This is a genomic window from Nonomuraea sp. NPDC004354 (assembly GCF_053602555.1).
In genome coordinates this window covers 1-17560 of sequence record NZ_JBSGDV010000030.1, presented here as the reverse complement: position 1 = coordinate 17560, position 17560 = coordinate 1, and the positions used below count along the sequence as shown (strand labels likewise).

Annotated in this window: 14 protein-coding genes, 1 tRNA gene and 2 pseudogenes; 8 read left to right on the top strand and 9 right to left on the bottom strand. The window is 65.1% G+C overall.

Annotated elements, in window-relative coordinates; all coding sequences use genetic code 11:
* Positions 1 to 638 precede the first annotated feature (638 nt).
* A complete protein-coding gene (gene cpaB / locus ACWENQ_RS42895) occupies positions 639 to 1232 on the top strand; it encodes a Flp pilus assembly protein CpaB (RefSeq protein WP_452419396.1) in 594 nt (197 codons plus the stop codon).
* A gap of 23 nt (positions 1233 to 1255) precedes the next feature.
* On the top strand, positions 1256 to 1654 hold the full coding sequence (mscL, locus tag ACWENQ_RS42890; RefSeq protein ID WP_449918232.1) for a large conductance mechanosensitive channel protein MscL: 399 nt from the start codon (positions 1256 to 1258) through the stop codon (positions 1652 to 1654).
* A 78-nt stretch (positions 1655 to 1732) separates the two neighbouring features.
* On the opposite strand, the gene ACWENQ_RS42885 is transcribed toward mscL, so the two are convergent.
* Together ACWENQ_RS42885 and ACWENQ_RS42880 are read right to left on the bottom strand one after the other, a co-directional pair.
* On the bottom strand, positions 1733 to 2881 hold the full coding sequence (locus ACWENQ_RS42885) for a D-alanyl-D-alanine carboxypeptidase family protein (RefSeq protein WP_452419395.1): 1149 nt from the start codon (positions 2879 to 2881) through the stop codon (positions 1733 to 1735).
* Between the two features lie 136 nt (positions 2882 to 3017).
* Positions 3018 to 3587 (bottom strand): hypothetical protein, encoded by a 570-nt coding sequence (locus ACWENQ_RS42880; RefSeq protein ID WP_452419394.1) that lies wholly within the window; start codon positions 3585 to 3587, stop codon positions 3018 to 3020.
* A gap of 151 nt (positions 3588 to 3738) precedes the next feature.
* On the opposite strand from ACWENQ_RS42880, the gene ACWENQ_RS42875 reads away from it, so the two are divergent.
* Positions 3739 to 3811, top strand: a tRNA-Arg gene (locus ACWENQ_RS42875).
* A gap of 607 nt (positions 3812 to 4418) precedes the next feature.
* On the opposite strand, the gene ACWENQ_RS42870 is transcribed toward ACWENQ_RS42875, so the two are convergent.
* The 5 genes and pseudogenes from ACWENQ_RS42870 to ACWENQ_RS42850 all read right to left on the bottom strand — a co-directional run bounded on the left by ACWENQ_RS42870 (position 4419) and on the right by ACWENQ_RS42850 (position 9215).
* Positions 4419 to 5183: a class I SAM-dependent methyltransferase gene (locus ACWENQ_RS42870; protein ID WP_452419393.1), complete on the bottom strand. Its 765-nt coding sequence runs from the start codon at positions 5181 to 5183 to the stop codon at positions 4419 to 4421.
* Between the two features lie 144 nt (positions 5184 to 5327).
* Positions 5328 to 5672 carry a hypothetical protein gene (locus ACWENQ_RS42865; RefSeq protein ID WP_452419392.1) on the bottom strand — a complete coding sequence of 115 codons (345 nt, stop codon included), beginning with the start codon at positions 5670 to 5672 and terminating at the stop codon, positions 5328 to 5330.
* A 1012-nt stretch (positions 5673 to 6684) separates the two neighbouring features.
* Positions 6685 to 6876, bottom strand: coding sequence for a helix-turn-helix transcriptional regulator (locus tag ACWENQ_RS42860; protein WP_452419391.1), 192 nt, complete (start codon positions 6874 to 6876; stop codon positions 6685 to 6687).
* Positions 6873 to 7823, bottom strand: a pseudogene (locus tag ACWENQ_RS42855) (replication initiator); the annotation flags it as partial. The gene ACWENQ_RS42860 and the pseudogene ACWENQ_RS42855, both read right to left, overlap by 4 nt.
* 480 nt (positions 7824 to 8303) lie before the next feature.
* Positions 8304 to 9215, bottom strand: a complete 912-nt coding sequence (locus ACWENQ_RS42850; protein ID WP_452419390.1) for a hypothetical protein — start codon at positions 9213 to 9215, stop codon at positions 8304 to 8306.
* Positions 9216 to 9294: 79 nt separating this feature from the next.
* On the opposite strand from ACWENQ_RS42850, the gene ACWENQ_RS42845 reads away from it, so the two are divergent.
* The gene (locus tag ACWENQ_RS42845; RefSeq protein WP_452419389.1) at positions 9295 to 10017 is read left to right on the top strand and encodes an HNH endonuclease; all 723 of its coding nucleotides are present in this window, start codon (positions 9295 to 9297) and stop codon (positions 10015 to 10017) included.
* Between the two features lie 250 nt (positions 10018 to 10267).
* Here the strand turns inward: ACWENQ_RS42845 and ACWENQ_RS42840 are convergent, their stop codons facing one another.
* Positions 10268 to 10786: a very short patch repair endonuclease gene (locus ACWENQ_RS42840; protein WP_452419388.1), complete on the bottom strand. Its 519-nt coding sequence runs from the start codon at positions 10784 to 10786 to the stop codon at positions 10268 to 10270.
* A gap of 95 nt (positions 10787 to 10881) precedes the next feature.
* On the opposite strand from ACWENQ_RS42840, the gene ACWENQ_RS42835 reads away from it, so the two are divergent.
* The 4 genes from ACWENQ_RS42835 to ACWENQ_RS42820 all read left to right on the top strand — a co-directional run bounded on the left by ACWENQ_RS42835 (position 10882) and on the right by ACWENQ_RS42820 (position 15925).
* On the top strand, positions 10882 to 12333 hold the full coding sequence (locus ACWENQ_RS42835) for a DNA cytosine methyltransferase (RefSeq protein WP_452419387.1): 1452 nt from the start codon (positions 10882 to 10884) through the stop codon (positions 12331 to 12333).
* Positions 12334 to 12422: 89 nt separating this feature from the next.
* Positions 12423 to 13169: an NgoMIV family type II restriction endonuclease gene (locus ACWENQ_RS42830; RefSeq protein ID WP_452419386.1), complete on the top strand. Its 747-nt coding sequence runs from the start codon at positions 12423 to 12425 to the stop codon at positions 13167 to 13169.
* Between the two features lie 396 nt (positions 13170 to 13565).
* On the top strand, positions 13566 to 15560 hold the full coding sequence (locus tag ACWENQ_RS42825; RefSeq protein ID WP_452419385.1) for a hypothetical protein: 1995 nt from the start codon (positions 13566 to 13568) through the stop codon (positions 15558 to 15560).
* Positions 15560 to 15925: a hypothetical protein gene (locus ACWENQ_RS42820; protein WP_452419384.1), complete on the top strand. Its 366-nt coding sequence runs from the start codon at positions 15560 to 15562 to the stop codon at positions 15923 to 15925. Before ACWENQ_RS42825 ends, ACWENQ_RS42820 begins: the two co-directional genes overlap by 1 nt.
* A 249-nt stretch (positions 15926 to 16174) precedes the next feature.
* Here the strand turns inward: ACWENQ_RS42820 and ACWENQ_RS42815 are convergent.
* Positions 16175 to 17442: pseudogene (locus ACWENQ_RS42815) on the bottom strand (IS110 family transposase).
* Positions 17443 to 17560: the final 118 nt, after the last annotated feature.

The following is a 17560-nucleotide window of genomic DNA, read 5'->3' as shown; positions in this document are numbered from 1 at the left end:
CATCACGCCATCCGACCGCATCGCGCCATCCTGACGACACCACGCCATCTCGACCGCATCGCGGCGCTGGCCCACATCGCGCCACTCCAACCGCCTCGGAGCAGCCTCGCTCGCCGCCGCTTCCCTGGCCAACTGCACCATCACGATGCCTGACCAGCCATCGAACGGACTTCCCAGACCCGCTATCGGGCCAGCGTCGGTCGCCGCCGCTTTCTCAGCTCATGCCGCCACCACACCACGACGCCGCTTGCCCCGGCCACCGCCTCATGTCCTCCCTCGAACCTGCCCTCGCGCCATGCACTGTCCGCCATCCCCTTCCCCGTCCACCGCCAGAGCCCATGTCAAACGCCCGCCCCCACCAGGCACCGCCCAAAGGCACGCCTCCTCCACAAGGCAGCGTCCAAAGGGCACGCCGCCTCCGCGAGGCAGCGCCCACAAGACACACCACTCCACAAGCAGCCGCCCGAACCGCCGTATCGCCACGCGAATGGCCTCATCTCGATGACACCAGCCGCTCATCCCACGCCGCCGCACGCCCGCCCGCGACCCCACCCCAGAACCCGAACCGACCCTGAACCTGAACGAACCTGACCACCGACCCGGCATCCGCCCCAGCAACACCACCCTTGGAGTCGCCCATGCGCGCCTGGACCCGCGTCTTCGAACGCCGGCGCCGGCTCATCGCGGCCGCACTGGCCGCCCTCTCCCTCGCATGCGCGCTCACCGTCCTCCGCCCAGGCCCCGGCCCGACCACCACCGTCCTCGTCGCCACCAAGGACCTCAAACCCGGCACCCTCCACCAGGGCGACCTCCAGCCGGCCCACCTCCCCGCGGCAGCCGTACCCGACGGCGCCCTCAGCACCGGCGCCGTCGGCCGCACGCTCGCGGCCCCGATGCGCCGCGGCGAGCCCCTCACCGACGTACGTCTCGTCAACCCCGCGCTTCTGGCCACGCTCCCTCCGGGTACGGTCGCCATGCCGGTGCGCATCGCCGACCCCGACGCCGTACGCCTGCTCTCCCCCGGCGACGCCATCGGCGTGCTCGCGGCCTGGGACTCCGGCCAGGTCGCCCAGACCGTGGCCGAACGGGTTCCGGTCATCACCATCCCCGCGGCGGAGTCTGACAGCGGCGCACTCGTCGTGCTGGCCGCCACTCCCGACCAGGCGAGAATGCTCGCCGCCGCCCAAGCCGGTGGACGCCTCTCCGTGACCATCAACCCGCACTTACCGTAAGCGATTCGCTACTATTTGTAGCTATGAGCGGTTTCAAGAAGTTCCTCATGCAGGGCAACGTCATCGACCTGGCCGTCGCGGTCGTCATCGGCGCGGCGTTCGGCGCCATCGTCACGTCCTTCGTCGCGGATCTGCTGACCCCGCTGATCTCGGCGTTCGGTGGCCTGCCCGACTTCAGCTCGCTGACGCTCACGGTGGGCCAGGCCCAGTTCAAGTACGGCAACTTCATCAACGCACTGCTGTCGTTCCTGCTGATCGCCCTGGTCGTGTACTTCCTGGTCGTCAGGCCGTACACCCGCTACAAGGAACGCGCCGCCGGACGCCAGGAGACCACGCACCGCGAATGCCCGGAATGCCTGTCCGAGATCCCCAAGGCAGCCGCCCGCTGCGCGCACTGCTGCGCCGAGGTCAGCCCGGTCTGACCAGATCGGCGCCAAGCCCTGTCCGACATCCACTCCACGCCCGAACAGTCACCCAGAACCCCGAGCCGGAGGGTGCGGTCAGCGCTGGGAATCGATCTGCGGGTCGTACTCCCAGTGCCACGGCTCATAAGGGCTGCTGTAGGCCCAGTCCGGATGGAACCACCCGTACCTCTTCGAGTTGGCCTCCATCCACCTGAACTGCGGGGTTCCCGCGCTCTGCACCCCTCCGCACAGGTCAACCGCCATGCCCAGCCCGTGGTTGCTCCGCCCAGGAACGGCGGCGAAACCCGGCCGGCGGTAGTAGACCGACTGCTGCTCGGCCAGCGTCCGGTAGGCGTCTGTGACGCATATCTGCTGCCCGAAGTGCCGCTTGTACGCCTCGTTGAGCGAGACGAAGGCGATGGCCGCGTCCGCCCGCAACAGGTGCCCGCGCTGTTGGAGCGGGCAGAGGATGTTCTCAGGAATGAGCCCGTTGGGATACTCGGTCGTCGCGTTGATCCGCAGCGGGTTGCACGCGAAGGCCGCGCGCCCCACCTTGTCGATCTTGATGCCCATCTTGACGAGAGCCTTCGTGAGCGACTGCACGACCTTGTCCGAACGTTTCGTCAGCATGGAGACCTCCGCCTCCACCTGCGCGGCGGCGAGCAGGTTCGTGGCGCGCAACTCCTGCGCCTCGGCGGCCAGCCGCTGCTTGTCCGCGTACGCCTTCGCGACCTGCTCCATCTGCAACTGCTGGGCCTGCGCCAGCACGCTCGCGTCGCTCTGCGAGCGCAGCATCGCCGTGTTCGCGTCCGCGTCCCCAGCAAGGAACGGCGCGATGCCATCGCCTATGGGCTGCTGGTACACCAGCTCGACCAGGTCCGCGATCGGCCGCCGCATCTGCGTCAACGCCGCCTCCGCCTTCGCCAGGTCCTCGAGCTTCTTGTCGAGCTGGGCGTTGGCCGCCTTGAGATCACTGGTCCTCTTGTCGAGCACCTTCTGCGCCGCGGCCAGCTCGTTCGCCGACTTCTCGGCCTCCTTGCGCAGCGCCGTAAGATCCCCAGGCCCCTGCGCCACCGCCGTACTGTCCCCGGCGGACCCCTCCACCACCCCGCCGCCGACGACGGCCTCGAGAACGGAGTCCGGCAGCGGATCGACAGCATGCGCGGGTACGGCCGGAATGCCCAGAAGCACCGAAGAGATCGCCGTGACGACCGCGATCAGACCCACTGATCGAGGGGCTGACACGTTCGATTCCTCCGTTTGCGAACTCGTTACCTGGGTCAGGCACGCACGTTACTACAGCCGTCTCGGTGCCCGGACCGAACTCCCGGCAGCCGTTATGTTCCGAACACGCCATTAGCGCCGCTCCACCGCCAGATCCCTACGCCTGCTTCCGCTGATACTCCTGACACAACTCCCACAGCCAGGTGTCCACCCACTCGTCAGGACAGCCGCCCGGCCGCGCCGGCTCCTGCCGTACGGGCCGCTCCGGCACCGCCTGCCGCGCCTCCGCCGGCTCCTCACCCCGCTCCTGACGCCTCGGTACGGCAAGCGCCACCGTCTCCGGCGCCTCCACCCCCAGCGGCGCCGGCAACAGCCTCTCGAACGCCCGCTCAGCATGCGGCGGCGCGGGCGCCGGCACCGGCGCGAAGGCCATGCGCCCGACCTCTCGACCAGCCACCACCGGCCGCTCCCCCGGCGCCGCACCCACCGCCCGGCGACCGTCCCCTTGCTCACCCGCCACCCGGCCACCGGCCTGCCGATCGTCCACAGTGCGACGGCTCGCCCGCCCCTCACCCGAGCCCTCCATCGCCGCGGCCGTGACGGCCGCGTCGTACCCGACAAGCTCCCCCGCCAGCAGCCCCCCAGCGAGGATCGCGGGCGCAAGCAACGCCGCGAACAGCACCACCGGCCGCCCCGCGCCCCGCCTACCACGTCGACTACTGGTCACGAGCGCGACGTTAGCCACGCACCGGATCTGATCACGGGACCGCTTGCCATGCCTTTACCGCCGACCAGAGCACCCGTGACCGATCCCGCGAAAGTTCCCTCGGGTCGATGTCACACGCAGTGCTCTCCTTTCGCTAGGCTTAGGTGCGTCCGCCTCCGTAGCTCAGGGGATAGAGCACCGCTCTCCTAAAGCGGGTGTCGCATGTTCGAATCATGCCGGGGGCACACAGTTGATCAGCCATTTCGGCACCTGACCTGCGGCTTCTCAGTCGCAGGTCTTTTGCTTGCTAGGCCGCTGAGAGCAGCGGAATGCAGCCGTAGGCCAGTGATCGCGAACCATATGCGAACCGATCTTGAGAGGGTTGGCCCAGGTCAACGGCCTTTCTACGTCGGCGCATCGCCAGGCCGTAACGATCGCTGGCGGTGGCTGAGCACCGCACGGGGCCGGGGCGATCGCCGCCGCAGGGCCTCCTCCGTCGGCCCCACGGCATCGGTGACCGTGGCTGATGTGGTGCTCCGGTCCTCGCCGCCCGCAGTCCTGGCCGTTCAAGGTCGTACGTCCTCGCTGCACTCTAGGCGCTCTCCATGGCGTGACTCATCATGGTTAGCGTGACCGAGGAACCTCTCACCGGTGGCAACAACGCCCTGGAAGTCGTCCGGGTTGGCGACCCTCGTTCTCTCTCGTCCCCTCGGACACGCGCCCATCAGCCGACGGAAGGATCAGGCCAAATGGAGTGCCCGCAGGCGAAGCTGGGGACGAATGAGCGCTCCAGTCGGTGGGAACCGCCCGCTGAAACGCTCGGTCATCACAATTGATCGCTACTCGGCGCCGTTAATTGGCTTCTAGAACGAAGAACAGGAAGCTTAGGAACCTCGGGCCGGTAATCTCGCGGAGCTCCTCAGGGAACAGTTCGCGGGCTTCCGGCACAAACGGCGGTTCGCTGATGACGCTGATGCGAAAGCCCGCCGCGGCGAAGGCTTCGGTCATCGCGTGCAGCGGCCGGTCCCAGAACCTCATCTGGACGGTCTCCCCGCCCCTGGTCCATTCGTCGGTCCGACTGCAGGTCTCGAAGTACTTGAACTTTTCCCCGGCCATGTGCTGATAGAGAGCGATGCCGAAAGGATGGTGGACCGAGATGAGGAGTCTGCCGCCAGGCTTCAGCACGCGTCGCAGCTCGGCCAGTGTCGGCTCCCAGTCTTCCAGGTAGTGCAGCACCAGGGACGCGACAACGTCGTCAAACGCCTCGTCGGGGAAGGGCAGCGGGGCAGCCAGATCGACCACCCGCAGATCGGCATCGGCGCCCAGCCGCTGCCGAGCCTGCTCCAGCATCCCGGCGCTCGCGTCGACGCCGGTCACGATGGCGCCTCGATCGCGCAGCTCGGCGAACAGGGGACCCGAGCCGCAGCCGGCGTCGAGGATGCGCCTTCCGGTCACGTCCCCGGCGAGCTCCAGCATCGCGGGCCGCGCGTAGTACGCGTGGATGAGGCTGGTCTCGTTCTCGGCCGTGTACCCCTCGGCGATCCTGTCGTAGTCGTTGAATCGGGGCGAATGTGCGGTCTCAACACGGTTTTCGGGCGTAGTCGTCATGTGGGCCATTTTGGCCCATTTAGTCTCTATGACGCAGGCATATGGATCGTTTGTCGGACCAAGCGCTTCAAGATGGGAACTAATCACCCGTTTGGATGCTGCAAGCAGAAGGCCCCGGCGGTGAGGGCCGGGGCCGAGGTGAGCGAGGGTCAGCTATTCAAGAGCATCGTTGATCTTTCCGTTGATGTGGTCCTGCTGGCCGTCGATGTACTTGGCGTAGACGCGTAGCAGGACGTCCACGCTGTGACCGGCGCGCTTGGCGACCTCAGGGGCCGGGACGCCCGCGTTCAGCCAGAGCGAGACGGCAGCGTGCCGCAGGTCGTACGGCCGGGCGCCCAGGGATGAAGCGACCTGAGCGGGCGTGAAGGCCAGTCTGCGGGCTTCCTGCCAGACGTAGGAGTAGGCGGAGCTTGAGTAGGAGCCGCCGGTTTCGGTGCGGAAGAGCCTGCCGTCCTCAGCGACGTCGTGCGCCTCGATGTGCTCTCGGAGGATGGCCACCAGGACCGGCGGGATCGGGATCTCCCTGGTTTCCTTGTCAGCCCGGTGCTTGAGCCGACGCGACTCGTGGGTCTGGCCGTTGTCACTCCAGCGCTTGGTTGCCTGGGGCCGTGCCCGCTCCAGGATGAGCAGGCCCCATCCCGACTCGGGCAGTGTGCAGTTCTTTTGCCGCAGGTCTGCCGCTCCTCCGGGCGGAGCGCGGCGTAGTAGACGCAGGCGAACAGCGCCTTGAGCCGGGCACCGCGCTTGCGCCCGACCTTGGGCACGGCGTCGAGGAGTTTCCGAGCTTGGGCCGGGCTCACGACCGTTCGAGGGTCAACGACGGTCACGGCCTTGGGCGGAGTCCACTTGATCTCATCGAGCGGGTTCGTCGTGAACAGCTTCTGTTCTACTGCTTGCTCCAGAAGGTGATGAAGGACTCCGCGCTTGCGCCGTATGGTGTTGGCCCCGGCGGTCTTGCCCGCGAAGGTGACCGCGATGGCGTCGAGGGCCAGGCGCAACGTAGCCGCTTCGCCGAGGGCCGATATGGGCAGCGATGCCTTCTCCAGCCAGGCGAGTGCTGCGGTTTGCTCGCGGGGCAACTTTGTCCGCCGGTCTTCGGGCAGCAGCGCGTGAGAGCGCAGTGCTTGCCGTACCTCCTCTGCATCAGGGCGGCCCGGAACATCGGCCACCAGAGCGGGTACCAGCGTGAGCAGCGCGTAAGCGTCCGTCTCGCGGGTGCGGGCCGCCGAGGTGCGCCAGCGGCGCAGGGCATAGGACTGTGCGAACGACAGGAACGACGGGCCGGAGGACTCAGGCTCCAGCATCGAGAGCGGGAGGCCGGTGGCCAGGTCGAAGGCCTCCCTCTGCTTCGCGGCCTGGCGAAGGTCGGACAGGAACGATTCGGCCAGGCCCTTGGTGCAGAAGGTCTTGCTCTTGGGCTTGCGCGCCACCGTCCAGCGGACGAGGAACGCCGAGGTCTTCCTGTCGGTACGGCGCTGGATCTCCCAGAACTTCACGTCGTAGCTGGTATTCATGCGATCCCCCGGCGAGAGTCGAGCCACGACATGAGGTCACTGCGCCAGACGCGCAGCTCATGGTTCGGGAGCTGAATGCAGACGGGCGCGGTCCCAAGTTCGCGCCAGCGATAGAAGGTGCGGCGGGAGATTCCGCCCAGCTCGTCGAGGACCTGAACAACGGTGAGTAGCTCGTCACGGCGACTCATCGGGCACCACCTCCCATGTCCGGGAGGCGGGCACCGGTCAGCGCGGCGACGAGGAGTTGATCGCCCGCGGAGTGGCCCTTGCCCGCGTAGGTCCATTCGCTGATCACGAGGACGGTGTCGTCGTCGAAGAGCGGGAGGCGGCCGGTGGTGATTTCGTGGTCGCGGACGTGGTCTTCGCGGGCGGCGCGGAGGGCGCCGAGGGTGGTGGAGTAGCGGCGCGATCGGGTAGAGAAGTGGCCGCGGAAGCCGAGCATGTGTGCCCATTGAGTGAGCCGGAGGCCGGCCAGTTCTTCGATGGTGCCCAGACGTAGGCATTCGGCGATCAGGCGTTTGGCGTGGTCGCGCAGGTTGAAGGCGTCGAGGTCGTCGAGCGGACTTATCCGACGGTCAAGGGTGCCGACGCACTCTGCTGCCTTGGTGGCGTACTTGGCGATGTAGCCCGCCACGGCCTGTTCGGTGAGTTCGCCGTTCAGGGTGATGGGGCGGATGTCGAGCTGGGCGCCCCACTTGAATAGGCGGGCCGGTTGGTCGTCGATGGCAGGGACGAGGGCGCTGACGACGCGGGTGGCGTGCCGTACGGCTTGCTCCAGGACGTCTGCGGTGGCCCAGGCCGGAGGTGGTGTGGTGGGGCCGTCGGGGCCGTCGAGGCGGATGACGGCGTGGAAGCGGACGACGCCGCGCCGCTGGTATTCAGCGACCTTGGCGAAGGAGACGGCGAGGTGGTCACGGAGTTCGCGCAGGGCCAGGCCGCCGAGCTTGGCCAGGTGCCGACGGAGGGAGTCGGCCAGGCGCTTCCACAGCAGCGGGGCCAGGGCGTTGAACAGGACCGAGCCGGTGTAGTCGTAGCAGTTCGGGCAGAGTGGTTCGCCGAGGCGTGGGTCGTCGGGGCCGTGTTTGGCTGTGCAGGACATGATGGTGCCGTGTGGGCAGGTGGACTGCCGCGCGTCGGGCGGTCGCTGGCCGCGCTGCGGCTCTCCGGCCGGTCGCGGCCAGCACCGCCGACGCGCTTACGGGCGACTGTCTTCTGACGTCAAGAGCAGCACAGCGAGCTGATCAGACGGTAACAGGCCGTGACGATCGCTCACTTCGGCGCTCTTTGAGTCGGGCTGGGCGATCGGCTGCCGCGGCCCTCCTTCGTCGGGCCTTGCCACCGGGCAACTTGGGATGATCACAGCGACAGCAGCTCACCTGCACTACGCTAGAAGGAAACCCGCATGAGGTAGACCTGTCTCTTCGGCCCACAGGAACGAGTAGCAGGGGTCAGAGGGCGCGGGCGCATTGTCGGCGCCGGACTCGATGGACACCACGCCAACGGAAGAGCCAAGGGGCCACATGCTGCTGTTTGTGCCTTCGCCCCGGTCCGCACTGTTCTTCGTGCCCTCCGTGGCGCCGCGCGGTTACTCGATGGAGCGATACGCGGCAGGCGTCTACGCAGGTTCTCCCGTAGCGACCGCAGTATGAAGCCGCTTCGCAGCAAGTTTGATCTGATCCGCGCTCGGCAAGTGAACCACGCCGAATCTCGATGCCCTTTCCAGCTGAATCTTGTGGAACTGGAACGGTGGCATTGCCGCTGAAAGCAGTTCGCGTGTCTGGAGCTTCCTCCCCTCGTTGTCCTTGTGGAACTTGCTGTTCTTGACCAGGAGACTGCATGTTGTGCGACCGCACCAGAGGTCTACGCGGAATAAGGCGTCAGCGAGAGGATGCATGCGGACGTCGAGTCCAGCCGCCCGGAGGTGCGTTGTTACGTAAATCTCTCGGAGGAAGGAGTAGTAAGCGTTGCCAACGCGCCATCGCATGGCGTCCTTGACGATAGACCTACTAATACCAGAGGAGGCGATGCGCTGGACCTCCTCCTGGGCAGGCCTCCATAGCATGTTTTTGGCCTCCGGGTCTTCGCGGATGAACTCGTAGAAGAGCTGCCAGGTCGGTAACTCCCTCGTGGCTTCGGCACAGTAGTGGAGGACGTGCATGAACGCGAAATCTGGATGCCAGTTCACGATGTCCTGAACGCTTTCGGCGGTAGCGCGCTTCACGTCGCCAAGTGCATGTTCCGTCGTCCTGCAGACATGCTCGACGTCCTTAGATCCGAGCTGATAGATAAATGAGGTTTCGTGAGCCTCAACGAAGGGCACGACCGCGTGCTTCTTGGAGCCGTCGGCACGCCATTCAGCAAGGGCGCTCCTGGTCTCCGGCGTGACATTGAACAGGTCGAGGACATCCTGAGCAGTGGTATGGGGAGTCGTCATAGCCATCCAAAACTGTGCGCATACCCAAAAGGCTCGAACCGATCTACTTGCGATCATAGCCCTCAACTCCGACATTTCCGTGCTGATGGTCATCGGCTGAACGTTGCCGCTGGTTGCCGGTTCCCACCGCATCGCCTACCCTCCCTCTCAAACGGATCTTGGGGAGGTCTTGATGGACGTCGTATGGCCAGACTGGCGCGACTCAAAGCTGGGCGCGCGGATCCGTGTCGCCCTTTGGCTGCACGGGGAGATCGGCGAGGGGAGGCGCTTCAGTAAGCAGCAGCTCCGCAAGGCCATCCCCGATGTTGAGCAGGTTGACCGCCGGATGCGGGATTTACGCCCTGCCGGGTGGGTGATCAAGACTTACCGGGACATGGCTACATTGAGTCCGGACGAGCTATACCTGGAGAAAATTGGCACCCATGTCTGGGAACCCGGTCAGCATTCAGCCGGTCTCCGTTCCATTAGCGGCAAAGTCCGCCGTCAAGTCATGGAACGTGACCTGCACCGATGCATTCGATGTGGGATCAGCGCAGGCGAGGCCTATCCGGACGACCCCGACACCACTGCACGCCTGACCTTGGGCCATGTGAACCCACACAAGCACGGCTCCACGGCCGGTCTGGAAGATCTAGTCACCGAGTGCGCTCGATGCAACGAGACCGCGCAGCACCTCACTGGGGCGCAGCTTTCACCCGAGCAGATCTGGGATCGGATCAAGGAACTGCGGAGGAAGGAGAAGCAGAAGCTGCTGAGGTGGATGGCCGTGGGGCACCGCTCGCTATCGGATGCCGAGCAGGTGTGGTCCCAATACCGCCAACTGCCCGCCGTACATCGTGAAAGTATCCAGAAAAGTCTCGGTTTGCTCCTGGGCGAGGATGCGAGCGACAGTTGATCGAGTACGACTCCATGCTTGTTACGGCTTCGCGCTATTGATCCCGTCTCGGTCCAGAGCGTACGCAGGTGATCCGGTGTGGACGCTCGACACGCCAGCTATGGCTATGGCTATGGCTATGGCTATGGCTATGGACAGCTGTAAGAGCGTGGCTTGACCAGCACTCTCCAGTATGGCCGTACGAGTCACATGGCAAGATCGGCAATAGGCCCTAACTTGCTTGGCGGCCAGGATCTTACCGACCTTGTGCTCACTCCTGATTGCAGGATTGTCGGCAGGTCACGCTAGTCTCGCTGGCATGCTCAGCATCGGGGCTCACCGCTGCAACCACCGCCGCTACGGCCGTGGTCAGAGGTTCGTGCTCCCAAAGCCGGACCACCTGCCAGCCAGCCGCCGCAAGCGCGGTGTTGACGCGCTGGTCGCGTTCCATGTTCCGGCGGAGTTTGGGCGCCCAGTACCACTCGTTCGTGGTGGGGTAGCGACCGTGTTCCGGACAGACGTGCCAGAAGCAGCCGTCGACGAAGATGGCGACCTTCTTGGCTGTGAAGACAATGTCCGGACGGACCTTCACCTCACCGAAGTCCAGCCGGAGGTCCTTCCGGTAGCGGAACCCCATGCGGTGCAACGCGCTACGCAAGGCGACCTCGGGCTTGGTGTTGGAGCGCCGGTTGGCCTGCATGTTGCGAGATCGGCCCTCGTCGAGCGGCGCCGGATAGATCCCTCGCGCGTGGGCCTGCTTCCTGGCTTGGACTCTTTTGTTCTCTCCCACACTCGTCCCATTGGGCGTACGGCTGACGGTCTTCTCCGTGAAGATACAGCTGCCCACCGGTCCATCGCCTCATCCGGACTACGAAAGGGATCCCAGTGACCACAGAGCAGCCTAGCGTCGTCGAGATCCAAGCTGGAGACAGAGAGCAGCCTCTCGGACACAAAAACGCAGCGTCGGACTACGAGCTCGCCGCTGAGGCTGATGGATCAAGCACGCCGACATCAGAGGGAGAAGGCGTGCTCAAGGTGGTCGAGATCTGCGCCGGCGCCGGAGGACAGTCGCTCGGTCTAGAACGTGCAGGCTTTCGGCACGCACTTGCCGTCGAGCTTGACAGGCAAGCTGCCGAGACGCTCCGTCACAACCTCATCAAAGTGCTTGGATACGACGAGAAAGAGGCCACAGACACCGTCAAAGTCGGTGATGTCGCTGACCCTGAGGTCTGGAAGCCAGAAGAATACATGGGCGTCGATCTGCTGGCCGGAGGCGTGCCGTGCCCCCCCTTCAGCATTGCAGGCAAGCAATTGGGGGCCACTGACGAGCGAGACTTGTTCGCATGGGCCGTGGAGCTGTGCGGCCGCATCAAGCCGAAGGCGCTCCTCCTTGAGAACGTCAAGGGCCTGAGTGGCAGCCGGTTCACGGCGTATCGGCAGCGAGTACTCGACCGGTTGAAGGAGTACGGCTACATAGCCGAGTGGGATCTTCTGCAAGCGGATCACTACGGCGTTTCTCAGCTCCGTCCCCGGTTTGTACTGGTGGCACTCCAGCCGGAGTACGCGGAATACTTCAAGTGGCCCAAGAAGCACACGGAAGAACCGCCGGGAGTCGGCGAGCTACTCAGGGACCTAATGGCCGAAGGCGATTGGCCCGAGGACAGGCTTGAGGAGTGGGTCAGAAATGCGAACAAGATAGCCCCGACCATTGTTGGGGGCTCAAAAAAGCACGGTGGTGCTGACCTTGGTCCTACGCGGGCCAAGGCAGCGTGGGAGGCTATGGGAGTTGACGCCAAGGGAGTAGCCGATGGTCCACCTGGACCCAACAACCCGAGGGTGAAGGGCGCTAGGCATCCGATGCTCACCGTGGAGATGGTTGCGCGCATCCAGGGCTGGTACAGCAAAGACTTCGCCGCATGGGAGTTCCTCGGCGGCAAGACCTCAAAGTACCGGCAGATCGGTAACGCCTTCCCGCCACCGGTCGCCATGGCGCTCGGCGTAGCAATTAGAAAAGCTCTACAGAAGGAGGGTGACCGACGGGTTCTAGTGGAGAACACTAATGTTGTGCTGGACCCCGTCTACAGGGTTCTGCTTGGCAGCAGCCGGCCACTGACGGTTGAGCAGATCGTCGAGCGCCTAGCTAACACACAGGATCCGCTGGGGCAGCCGGAGGTCGAACGACACCTGAACCACCTCGGCCATGACTTCGAGCTGATAACGGCCGAGCGGTCCAACGGCGACGTCGCCTACAAGCTCGGCGAATTTAAGGCGTTCCTTGGACAGGAGAACCATCAGCGGCATGACCTGTTCAACAGGCACAGATCGAAGATTAGCTGACAGAGCGGCACGACGCCTGCGGCATCCATTTCGTCGCGGAAGACCCGCAAGATAGGGAATAGTACGGCCTGTGCTGTAGTGTCCCTCGGGTGACCGCCTCTTTCGCGAAGGATCTCCTGGGCTGGCTGCTGAACAAGAAGAAGCAGAGCCTCGTGCCTAACTCCGCCGACACTGACAGCGATCAGTCCGTCGCGCTCGCTGGGGAGATCCTTAACCAGCTCGGTGTTCCAGCAGGGGTTCCCACGAACATTTATGGAAATCCCGGCCCTCTTCTAGAGTCCTTGGTTGAACGCGATATCGCTGCCCAACTCACCCAAGCTGGTTCCAGTAAATCTTGGGTTGTCTCCCGCGGCCGTATCATTACCGACTTCTCCCAGTACCAGCATCTTCGTGAGGTCGACAGTCTTGTAAAACGCGATCCGGCCCTTGCCGTCACCATTGGCCGTGACTACTTGATTAAACCCGACGTCACCGTGGGCATCGCTGATCCGAGCGGAGGCTCACCGTTCCTACACGCTGCAATCTCGTGCAAGTGGACGATCCGGTCCGACCGCGTACAGAACATTCGTCACGAATTTAATCAGATGATCCGCCATAGACGCGGACGCCAGCCACATCTCGTCACCGTGACGGCCGAGCCGCTCCCGAGTCGTCTCCAGGCCATTGCGCGCGGTACCGGCGAAGTCGACGCTGTGTACCACATCGCTTATGACGCACTTGCCGCGGCGGTCCGGAGCGTCGGCAACCAGACCCAGCAAGCCGCATGGAATGAATGTATTCAGCAGGGTCGTGTGCTCAGTTACGCGGCCCTTACCCCCACACTCGTCACTTGGTGAGACGTGCACAGCTTATCCCGGTGACCTCACGTACAGGGCGCGAGACTCGGCGGTGACCCAACCCACCCTGACGGACCGCCCCAAGGCGGCTACTTTACGGACCTATTGCAGATACGGGAGGAACGGTTTACCTTGGGTCGTGTGACGCGAGGCATGCGTCACCTCGTACTCTCGATGGAGGCGCCGACCTCCGAAGAGAGAGGGCACAGCCCGCCCAAGCACCTGGAAGGTGCTGAGGCTAAGCCAACGAGGTGTAGATCGTGCCTCTGTCGCTCCCCGTGATGCGGGCCAGGATCCGCTGAGCAGGGACGCGAGAGCCGGTTCGGCGTCTCCGGCTCCCGTGTGTTGTTTCCACGGGAGCGGTTCCCGTGGAGAGGGAGCCTGAAGGAGGTACCGGTGAGCCCCACCTCTGGTAACGGCCAGCCGAACCCGGCTGAGCTGGTCAAACCCATCCGCCATGTCCCGGCTATCCCGGACTCGGATGCCCACCGCGCGCTGCGCGCTGCCCTGAAGAAGCAGGGCATTAACGACCGCACTGCCGGAGCGATCTCAACCATCTGGACTGACCCGGCTGCCGTCCTGGCCCAGGTCGAGAACCCGCAGCGCCGCCGGATTCCCGGCGCATACCTGCGTGTCGTGAGCGGGCAGGTCTACACGGCGAGGCTCGCGCCCGACCCGTACAACCCCCGCAACGCCGACCAGGTCCAGTTCGCTCTCGCACAGCCCGTTGGCGCCCCACCCGCCACACTAGCCCTCGCCGCTGAGGAAGGTGTGGGAGAGATGGGCATTCGGGTCCCAAGTCGTGAGGCACTGGCCGAGCAGCTCGAATGGGCCATCGATACCACGCGCTCACGCAACAGCCCGCACCCCAGCATCGAGGAGCAGGGGATCATGGATCCCCCGATCGGAGTGGCCACCACAGTCTTCTATGACGACGGCACCACCCCGACGACGCATATCTTCGTGCGTGAGGGATCTAGTCGCACCAGCCACGCCCTGTATTACATGGGACTGAGCGCTGAAGAGGTGCTGTTCGACCTGCCCCGGGCCGCAGCACCGATGCAGAGCCACATCATGAAGATCAACAGCTACGCCAACAAGCCGGCCGAGGAGATCACTGGCAGCGAGAAGGCGGCGGTGCGATGCGCCACCACCGACTTCGAGCTGATCATCGGCGTGGACCCCGACATCCCGGGCACCGTGGACCTGTCCCAGGCGATCAAGGCTCGGGTCGCCCAGGATCACCTCAACCCGAAGAAGCAGTGGACCAACGAAGCCCGCCATGCCTCCCTGGCAGAGGAATGCCTGATCGCTGCCCACACTGCGCAGGTCATTTCCACCGACGAAATGCACTGGCTCGGAGGACGGCTCACCCATACCGAGGCTTCGGCGCGCAAGCTCCTGCCGTATGGCGACGACCGCGCTGCCCGCGCTGTCTACCTGTTCACCACGAACGAACCGAAGACCCACAACGCGATCCGTCGGCCTATCGCGCTCATCCTCACCGACGACCAGGACGGTGGGGGCACGCGGCGTCGTGTGAAGGTCACCGGCCACACCAAGCTTCCCCTCGCTATCGAGGTGGTCGCCCGCGAGCTCCACGGCGCAGTCAGCGACACCAGGCTGGCCGACTTCCGGAAGACGTTCAAGGACGCCCTGCCCCGCGACTTGAGCACCCGTCCCTGGAAGCCGACCAGGCGTACCCCTCAGAGCCTGTTCGAGGCAGCCGTTGAGGAACTCGCAAATGCCGAGATCGGTCCGGCCAGCACCGAGCTGTGGGTCCGGGCTGCTTACGTCCTCGCCAAGCGCGGCATGATCAGTGGACCGCGGCACGACACCGGCGTGGGTGGTGATCGCCGCACTCCCGCCACTGTCATCGAGGCCCTCCTGGAATCCGAGGCCGGGCTGCAGCACCTCCGGCAGGTCGTCGAAGACGACCGCGAAGGCCTCAAGCCCCGCCAGGTCGATAGCCAGGGCCAGCCGCGTAAGAGCGCTGCCGGCGAAGACCTCCTCATCGATAACGTCTTCCTGCGTGAGGTACTCGCCCCAAAGGACGGAGAACCCCCGGCTCCCCTTCCCCCGGAGGAAGAGGTGAGCAAGCGCTTCAAGCAGGCAACCGCCACCGTCAAGACGCATCTACGCAACCTGGAAAGCAGCATGCGGGATCTCGAGGCGATCACTGCCTCTGACGGCACGCCCCTCATAGAGAAGGAAGGCCGTAACGTCGCGGTCCTTCTCCGCAACAACCTGCGCAACATGATCGATGACGCTGAGCGCTGGTGGGAGGCAGCTCTCGAAGCCCAGGCCGGTATCGACGGAGCCCTCAGCGCTACCGAAGACTTCGACGAGCCGGTCTTGGACGAGGAGGCTGGTAACGGAGAGGCGGCCTAATGAACCGCACTGTCTACAGGGCACTGGCTGAGATGTGCGGGCATGCGCTTCTGCACCCCATGCCCCACCCTTACGAGGTAGACCTCGAGATGCTCCCGGACGCGTCTTGCGCGGTGTACGCCGTGGTGGACGGCCGGGAGAAGGTCTGCTACGTCGGGTCGGTCTACCGGCCGAGTGACCCGCAGGGGCTCGCGAGCCATGTCCGTGAGTATCTCCACGAAGATCTCAAGACCGCCAGGTGGAGCAAGATCTACGTTCTACCCTTGCGGCCGGGCATCTCGGAGAAGGAAGTCAGGCGTATCGGAGGCGAGGTAGCCGGCTGGCTCCTTCCCTACGACCGGGAACGGTGGCCTCAGGCCAGCTAGCTCAATCCCTGACACGTTGCCCCCGTAGCCTCTCGGCACGGGGGCAACGGCCATTTCAGATTCAGATGCGGGACATGCACGGGATGATCTTTGAGGTAGTGAAGGCAGCGTGAGGCATCTGCCCAGCTCAGCGAGCGTGCGCTTGCTGTACAGCTACCACTCTCCTGATCCGAAAATCGGACATTCACCGGACATGCGGCAGCGAACCTCACGTCGCGGCATGCAGCAGATTCGCGGAGACGGTAGCGGTCAGCCGGCGGGTTCGAGGGTGACGCGGTAGCCGAGGGCTTCCAGTTCGCGGACGTGGGCGTGCTTCTTGCGGTCGGGGTTGGTGCGCCGGGTGTAGAAGTCGGCACCAAGATCGATGAAGTGCGCGTCGGGGTCGGACAGCAGGTGCCAGATGATGACCAGGATGGAGCGGCCGACCGCGACGATGGCGCGCTTCTTGCCCTTGTGCCGGACGATGCGCCGGTAGCGCTCGCCGAGGAAGGTGTCGGTGCGGCCGACGACGACCGCGGCTTCTCCGAGAGTGCGGGCCAGGTAACGGTTGCCGTGCCCGGTGGCGTTCTTCCCCTTGCGCTTGCCGGCCGACTCCTTGACTCCTGGCGCGAACTTCGCCCAGGAGGTCAGGTGCGCGGCGGTGGGGAAGCGGCTCATATCCAGGCCGATCTCGGCGATGATCGCGCGCGCGGCGGTCAGGCCGATCCCCGGAACCTCATCCAGGCGCTCGACCGCCGCGGCGAACGGGTCGATCTGCTGGGTGATCCTCTGATCGAGGGCGGCGATGTCGGCGTTGATGGCATCCACCCGGGCCAGCATGGTGGCCAGCAGGAACGCGTGATGGTCGGAGAAGCGGCCGGTGAAGGCCTCCTCCAACGCGGGGATCTTGCCGCGCAGGCTGGAGCGCGCCAGCTGCGCCAGCGTCTTGGGGCTGCGCTCCCCGCGGATGAGGGCGGCCATCATCGCCCGTCCGGAGACGCCGAAGATGTCTGAGGCCACCACGCTCAGCTTGATCTGCGCGTCCTCCAGCAGCTTTTCCACCCGCTGTTTCTCAGCGGTGCGGGCCTCCACCAGGTCCACCCGGTAGCGGGTTAGGTCGCGCAGTAGCCGGACCGCCGGCGGCGGCACGAAGCTGGCCCGCAGCATCTGGCGCTCGGCGACCTTGGCCAGCCGGACCGCGTCCAGCTTGTCTGTCTTGGGTCGGCCGGGCAGGTGCTGACATCGCGGGCGTTGACCAGCCATACCTCGAAGCCTTGTGCTTCCAGCAGGTAGAACACGGGTTTCCAGTAGTCGGAGGTTGCCTCCATCACCACGCGGGTGACGCCCAGGCAGCGCAGCCGATCGGCCATCGACAGCAGCGACCGCGTCATCGTGTTGTAGGTCTGCACCTCCTGCAGCCGCCTGCCGGCCTTCTTGTCGTCGGGGACGCGGGCGCAGCACACCAGGCTGGCCTTACCGACATCCAGCGCGGCGACCCTTTCGACGATCTCCTCGGTGTCATGGGTGGGGGCGAGCATCGGGCCTCCTTACCGCCGAACCGACTAGATGATTGATTCCAAGGGCTGAGGATTCCGAGTCTGGCTGCGAACATGCAGCGAGGGTGTCCAAGATCCGTGTGTGACGACAGAACTGAAC

Bases quoted from the DNA above. Each gene is read 5' to 3' on its own strand.
- cpaB (WP_452419396.1), top strand. From the start codon at position 639: ATGCGCGCCTGGACCCGCGTCTTCGAACGCCGGCGCCGGCTCATCGCG.
- mscL (WP_449918232.1), top strand. From the start codon at position 1,256: ATGAGCGGTTTCAAGAAGTTCCTCATGCAGGGCAACGTCATCGACCTG.
- ACWENQ_RS42870 (WP_452419393.1), bottom strand. From the start codon at position 5,183: ATGGCCCACATGACGACTACGCCCGAAAACCGTGTTGAGACCGCACAT.
- ACWENQ_RS42860 (WP_452419391.1), bottom strand. From the start codon at position 6,876: ATGAGTCGCCGTGACGAGCTACTCACCGTTGTTCAGGTCCTCGACGAG.
- ACWENQ_RS42850 (WP_452419390.1), bottom strand. From the start codon at position 9,215: ATGACCATCAGCACGGAAATGTCGGAGTTGAGGGCTATGATCGCAAGT.
- ACWENQ_RS42845 (WP_452419389.1), top strand. From the start codon at position 9,295: ATGGACGTCGTATGGCCAGACTGGCGCGACTCAAAGCTGGGCGCGCGG.
- ACWENQ_RS42820 (WP_452419384.1), top strand. From the start codon at position 15,560: ATGAACCGCACTGTCTACAGGGCACTGGCTGAGATGTGCGGGCATGCG.